We start from the raw sequence: 4,342 nt of genomic DNA on the forward strand, positions 1-4,342 counted from the left end.
GCCCACCACCGCCAGCCACCGGTCGACCCCGAGGTGGTCGGCGAGCGCAGCCTGGGTGCGCACCATGTCACGGATCGACACCACCGGGAACCGCGAGCCGTAGGGTCGCCCGGTGGCGGGATCGATCGACGACGGGCCCGTGGTGCCCTGACACCCGCCGAGCACGTTGGCGCAGACCACGAAGAGCCGGTCGGTGTCCAGAGCCCGCCCGGGGCCGATCAGGTCGTCCCACCAACCCGGGGTGGGATGCCCGTGGCCGCTGGGGCCGGCGGCGTGCGAATCACCGGTGAGGGCGTGGCACACCAGCACCGCGTTGGAGGCATCGGCGTCGAGCTGCCCCCAGGTCTCGTAGGCGACGGTGATCCCCCGGAGGGTGCCGCCGCCCTCCAACACGAACGGCCGCTCGGTGGCGAGGGTGAGGAACTGGCGGTGACCCACCGGGTCCCCGACCCGCCACGCCCCCGTCGCGGGCAGCGGCACCGGGCTGATCGGCGCGCGGCCAGCCAGGTCCCCGTCAACCGCACCGTCGGCCAAACGATCGCTCCCGTCGCTCGGGGGTCGGACACCGCAAGGACGAGCGGGCGAGGCTCGGACACTTCGTTGCCGTCGGCGGCGACGCCGCCTCGGGCCACATCCCCACCCTTCGGGGTGGGAGGCACCTTGGGTGTCCGTCCCAGGTTGCCGGACCCGGTTGCCCGGGCCACTCCTGATGTCGGCGCACAGCGTAGCCGGGCCAGTGTTCTGGTGGGTAACCAGAAAGATCACGGCCCGCTGCCGGGTGGTCGGATCACAGGCCCCCGCCGGGTGACCCGATCACGGGCCTGCGGGTGCGCCATCCCCGTGGGCGGGATCGCCGGCGCGCTGCCAGCGGTCGAGCTCGACCAGCGCGGTGAACTCGTCGAACGTCGCCAGCCGTCCGAGGTCGTCCCGCAGGGTCCCGGCGCCGGCCAACCGCTCGAAGGTGTCGCGCAGCGCTCGCACCGTCGAGAACAGGCCGGTGAGCGGCGAGACGATGAGGTCGAAGCCCAGCTCGTGCAGCTCATCGGGGGTGAGCAGCGGCGTCTTGCCCCCTTCCACCATGTTGGCCACCAGCACGGTGCCCGCCAGGGCGGAGGCGATCCGCTCCAGCTCGGGGATCGACCGAGGGGCTTCCACGAACACCGCGTCCACCCCCAGGTCGGCGGCCATCCGAGCCCGCTCGATGGCCTCGTCGAGCCCCAGCGGCGCCCGGGCATCGGTGCGGGCGGTCACGTGCAGCGCGTCGCGGTGGGCGATCGCCGCCCGCAGCTTGGCCAGCCACTCGTCGCGGGGCACCACCTCCTTGCCGTCCAGGTGGCCGCAGCGCTTGGGCCAGCGCTGGTCCTCGAGGAACAGGCCCGCGGCGCCGGCCTCCTCCCAGAGCTCCACGGTGCGGATCGTGTTCGACGGATCGCCGTAGCCGGTGTCGGCATCCACCACCACCGCCAGCTCCGGCACCGCCCGGCACACGCGGCGGGCCACCTCGGCCATCTCCGTCTGGGTCAGCAGGCCGATGTCGGGAACCCCCAGGTACGCGCCCGACACGCAGTAGCCCGACAGGAACACGGTCGAGAACCCGGCGCCGCGAGCCAGGAGTGCCGACAGTGGATCCCACACGCCGGGCATCAGGACGGTCTGCCCGTCGGCGAGCCGGGCGCGCAGCTGTTGGCCGGCTGGCGGTGGGGATGCGGGCCGGGACATGGCCGCCGACCGTAGCCCGGCCGCTGACCCCGCACCCGGGCTCGGCCTCCGAGTCGGGCAGGCCGCGAGCGCGGACTGCTCAGCGGAACGGCGGCAACCGTGCTTCCCACCAGGCCAGGCACCGCTCCCCGGCGCCGTACGCCTCGGTCATCGCCGCACCGGCGCGCACCAGCAGCGCCCGCCAACGCGAGCCGTCGCCGCCGGAGGCTGCGGCCGCGCCGTCCCGCAGCAGTGCCGCGGCCTGCTCCCAGGGGCGGTGGCGAGGCGGCAACGGGATCTCCGCCACGTCGCGGGCCGCGAGCTTCACCGCGTCGGCGGCGAGCGCGGCGCCGGCGACCCTGGCCATGGCCCACGCGCTCACCGGCGGGGCCAGGAGGATCGCCGCCACGGCCCACAGGTCCTCCGGATCCGTGGTCACCGCCACCACCGGCACCGACGGCCACCACCTGCCGGTCTCATCGACGGCTGCCTCGAGCACCCGGGTCTGGGTGGCGACCACGACCTTGGGCACCAGCACCGAGTCCGCCCAACGGGCGAGGTCGGGCTCCGCTCGCCGCAGGGCCGCGAGGTCCACCACCGGTGCGGTCCATCGCTGGCCGGCGAAGCGCACCGGCCGCTGCCCCCACAGGCATCGCAGGGGGTCGATCACACCTGCGGTCACGAGCGGTGCCGACCCCTCCGCCGGCAACGACTCCGGGGCGCCGGCACCGGCCTCGACCACGTGAGGGCCGATGCCGTAGTACTGGTCCCGGAACCCGGCGGTCGCCCGAGCCAGGTCCCCGAGCCGCCCCCGCCCCGGGCTGTCGATCTCCACCGGGGGCACCCCGCGCCGGTCCACGATCAGCGCCGACCACGTGGGAGCGGCGTCCAGAGCTCCGGCTCGGATGGGAGCCGGGTCGACGGGCTCCATCGCCTGGCCGACCCACCGCCGGATCGGTTCGTCGGGCCGCGGCCCGCCACCGAGGCGCCGCTCGAGCACCGGCGCGCAGACCCGGACCGAGGCGTCGAACACGTCTCCCTCCGCCAACCACAGGCCCCGCAGCGCGGCGTGGCGGAGCACGTGCCGGCGGGCGCGGCGGGCATCGCGGGCCGCGAGGAAGGACTCCGGCATCACCAGCACCACCCGTCCCCCGTCGCGGACCAGCTCCACGGCCGCGGCGAGGAACAGCGACGACGAGTCGGCGTACCCGGTGGCCACGTCACCGAGCTGCTGGCGCAGCACCGCGGCCTGCTCGGGGGTGCGGGCGGTCCGGCTGGCGAGCTGGCTCTGAAAGGGTGGGTTGCCGAGCACGGCATCGAAGGGCTCCGGGGACCCCGGCCAGGCGTCCAGGCCTCGGCACAACGCGTCAGCCACCGCGAGGTTCGTCCGCTCGACCCGCTGGCCGGCCTCGGCCGCCCAGCGGACCAGTGCCATCTCGGTCACCGCGATCGAGCGGGGATCGAGGTCGATCCCCCAGAGCAGGTCCTCCACGATGCGGCGGCGGGACAGGCCACGACTCTCGAGGACCCGGCCCGCAGCAAGCAGGAACGCTCCCCCGCCACACGCCGGGTCACACACCCTCACCGCTCCGTCGAGATCCTCGAGGGCCAGCCGGGCGAGCCCGAGGGCGACCGGCGCCGGGGTGTAGAACGCGCCGGCTCGCCGCCGAGCATCCCGGTCCTGGAGGGCCTGGTGTGCGATGCCGAGCAGGTCCGGAAGCGATGCGCCGAGGTGCTGGTCGCTGTCCGGGTCAAGCCGTGCCGCGTGTGCCGTGACCTGCTGGAGGTATGCCGCCGTGCTCGACGCCGGAGCCGGGCCACCCACGGCGGCGACGCTACCGGTTGGGATTGTTCTGCACGAAGCAGCTGATGGTGGTACCGGCGAGGCCCGGTCCGCTGAAGGTGATGGTCGTCGGGCCTTCGAAGCCAGGTGGAGCGGTGGCGGTCACCGGGATCGACGAACCGGCCGCGATGGTGCCCTGGGGCACGGTGAGCTGTGGGCTGGAAGCGGAGTAGGTCCCCGCCGAGCCGCCGACGTTCGACATCGTCCCGATGGTGGCCGAGCTGTTCTTCGGAATCTGGCAGGAGCCTCCGCTGAATACCAGGTAGGCCGGACCGGTCGGTCCGGGGTTGGTCGGCGGGGGCCCGATGATGGTCTGGGGTGGCAGGGTGACGGCGGCGGTGGTCGATGTCGTGTTGACCGTCGACGTCGTCGACGAGGAGCTGGTGGTGGTGCTCTCCACCGGCGAGGTGGTCGAGACCGGGTCCGCCGTGGTGGTGGTCGAGTTCCTGGCCCCGGTCGTGGTCGTGGACTCCTGCGAGGCCGCGGCCTCGGTCGCGTCCTGGTCGCCACCACCGCCACCGGCCAGCGCGACGATGCCCACGATCACCCCCAGGAGCACGACGGCGGCGCCGACGCCGATCAGCACCCCCTTGTTGCTCTTGGTGCCCTCGCCGGCGGGCGCCGATGGGGATGGCCGTGACCCGGCGGCCCCGGCCGTCCCGGCGCCCGCGGCGACCGCCGTGACCGCCGCGACCGGAACGGTGTCGTCGCTGGTGTCCCGGTCCGTCTCGGCGCTCTCAGCCGACGACTCGGTCGTCGCAACCGCGGTCGAGCCTCCATCCTCGACCGCCGGTGGTGGGG

2 protein-coding genes and 2 pseudogenes are annotated in these 4,342 nt (G+C 74.3%); all 4 read right to left on the minus strand.

From position 1 onward, the window contains the following. Positions 1-480: pseudogene (metX, locus tag V7004_RS15255) on the minus strand (homoserine O-acetyltransferase); the annotation flags it as partial. Between the two features lie 333 nt (positions 481-813). Continuing rightward, positions 814-1,719 carry an isocitrate lyase/PEP mutase family protein gene (locus V7004_RS15260; RefSeq protein WP_334145070.1) on the minus strand — a complete coding sequence of 302 codons (906 nt, stop codon included), beginning with the start codon at positions 1,717-1,719 and terminating at the stop codon, positions 814-816. A gap of 79 nt (positions 1,720-1,798) precedes the next feature. After that, complete coding sequence (locus V7004_RS15265) at positions 1,799-3,523, minus strand: HsdM family class I SAM-dependent methyltransferase (RefSeq protein WP_334145072.1); 1,725 nt, start codon at positions 3,521-3,523, stop codon at positions 1,799-1,801. A gap of 10 nt (positions 3,524-3,533) precedes the next feature. Continuing rightward, positions 3,534-4,342, minus strand: a pseudogene (locus tag V7004_RS15270) (hypothetical protein); the annotation flags it as partial.

Source organism: Rhabdothermincola sp. (genome assembly GCF_036846205.1).
In the GTDB taxonomy this organism is placed as follows: domain Bacteria; phylum Actinomycetota; class Acidimicrobiia; order Acidimicrobiales; family Acidimicrobilacustridaceae; genus Rhabdothermincola.